1 protein-coding gene and 1 pseudogene are annotated in these 2,267 nt (G+C 50.6%); one reads left to right on the forward strand and one right to left on the reverse strand.

Features of this window, described 5'->3' with window-relative positions:
* Positions 1-1,125: pseudogene (locus AUR66_RS21525) on the reverse strand (DUF4129 domain-containing protein); the annotation flags it as partial.
* 29 nt (positions 1,126-1,154) lie between these two features.
* Here AUR66_RS21525 and AUR66_RS20915 point away from each other — a divergent pair.
* The coding region (locus AUR66_RS20915; protein WP_082682287.1) for a DUF58 domain-containing protein at positions 1,155-2,267 on the forward strand (1,113 nt) is incomplete at its 3' end.

The following is a 2,267-nucleotide window of genomic DNA, read 5'->3' on the forward strand; positions in this document are numbered from 1 at the left end:
AAATTGAACAGTTGGTGTGGAGGTATTCAGAGTAACCGTTGTTTCGGTCTGACCAATGGTGGCCGGAACTGTCGACTCAGAACGGTCGTAGAGCGACGTCGGGCGTGGAACGTACGCGATACTTAGGGTGGTTGCTTCAGTCGAAATGAGCGTTGGGCGATAGCGTAATGAGAACTCACCAGTTGTATCAGTGGAGACCTTGTGAGTCTGTCTTCCAACAGTGATCTTGATGGTCCGGTTCGAAACGGGGCCTTCACCTACTGCTTCGAGTGACCCACGAAGTAACACCGGTGAGTCATATGCAATTTCAGACCGGTTGGCCGATACTGAGAGAGTCGTCGAAACAAATTCGATTTCTCGAATCTCAGCGGCTGTTGTCGTTGTGTTGTCCGAGAGCTGTGTGACTGTCTCAGTCGATTCAGTTAGATTTGCAGATGTCTCATTCGTGAGCCATCTAAAGTCAGACGCTAGATTCCTCCCAGATTCGTTGACTGCTGATGCATGACGAGACAGTTCGCGAGCTAACTCGCGGGCTCGGGTAGTGTTACCGTTTTCACGAGCTTCCTCGTACTCTGCTTTGGTCTCTTGAAATTCAGTGAGTGACTCAACAAATCGTTGTTGCTCTTTTTGCGAGGAATTAAATCGAGATGCAATCTTATCGTCTTGCTCCGACTCAGTTTCCCTCGTCACGTTGACGTATTTTGAGAGCCAATCAGGGTACGAGTTGTTAAGCTGCGAACACGCTGCTCTATCAAGCGTCCGTGTCCCATTGGCACAATTAATGAGTGTCTCGCTCATTCGGCCACTGAGCCAGCCTTTGACCGCAGAAAGGTCTCCGTTTTCGTCCGTTTCGTCGGGGTCTTCGTGCTGTGTCGTGGAATTGTTCTGTGTCTCAGGCGTGCTGACTTGCAACGCGGTTCCATGGTGTGTGTCCGGTACATCGCCGTTGAGCTCTGGCTCGGATGCAACTGCAGCACCAGGTGCGATTACTGAGCAGAGGATGAGAAAGATGAACGCCACAGAAAATGCCCGGCTCGAAATCACGTGATTGAATTCTCTGACGAATTCATAAAACATCTTCTGTCGACAAATCACAGTGAGTCCGAGAATCTGATCGCCCAACATTTTAAGTCGTCTACCAAGTCTGTAGATACATGCGGGTTACGAGGCGGTTTTGGGAAGCTTCTGGGGTAGGGGGCTTTCTCTGTGTTCTTGCGGTCGTTTTACAGCGCCCGTTCCTGGTTGGTGCAGCAGGGGCCATAGCTGTCTGGCTCTTCATCCAGCAATATCGATTCACTCACCAGCTGAAGCACATTGCTGACGAGCTGTCTATCTCGCAAACCATTTCGAGAGGTCAAGTCCTCACTGATGAGCCGTTTCTTGTAACCCTTGAGTCGTCAATGCAAGACGTGCCTACAGGGATCGAAATTACTGCTCACTCTAACCCACCACTCATTGCGACAACTGACAAAACAGAACCACAGTCAGTGCATCTTTCTCGAGAAGACAATGCCTCAGCAACATCGTATCAAGTGACAATTCCAACTGCGGGAGTCGTGAGGTTCGAGCACCCAGAGGTTGTGATCCAGTCAGCAGGTGGTTTCTTCGAGGAGTCTCTACGCGTTGGAGAGGCTACGAAGGTAACTGTTGAACCGCGGACACCACGGAGGATTCATATCGGTGAAGGTGGACGACAAATCTCAACAGGGTATGGTGAGCACACCTCCGACCAGCGTGGGTCAGGTATCGAGCCCGCAGAGATTCGCCAATACGTTCACGGCGACGACATCAGTCGGATCGACTGGAAAGCAACTGCGAGGCTGAACAAACCCCATATTCGTGATTATCAAGTCCCAACCGCTCAGCAAACGACGCTAGTTGTTGACCACCGATCTTCAACAGGAGCCAGGAGTGTTGACGGCTCGGAATTAGATTATCTACGAGAAGTCGCTCTCGCATTTCTCAGCAGTGCAGCCAAATTAGACGATCCAGTTGGGCTGTACACAGTCGATGACGAGGGCAGTACCAACATCATCCGGCCACAGGCGAGTGAAAAACAATACAGGCGTCTTAAACAAGTCCTTCACAATCTCTCCGCATCAGGTCACGATGAGTCAGAGAGATATATCGACCGTACTCAAGTTGGACACGCACGCCACTTTGCAACTGAAGTTCACTCTGATTCGTCAGCATTTAGTGAGACGCTTGATCCGTATCTCAGAGCGACTAACCGTTATGGCGAACGGTTTGGTGACAAACCTCTGTTT

Source organism: Haloferax profundi (assembly GCF_001469865.1).
In the GTDB taxonomy this organism is placed as follows: Archaea; Halobacteriota; Halobacteria; order Halobacteriales; family Haloferacaceae; genus Haloferax; species Haloferax profundi.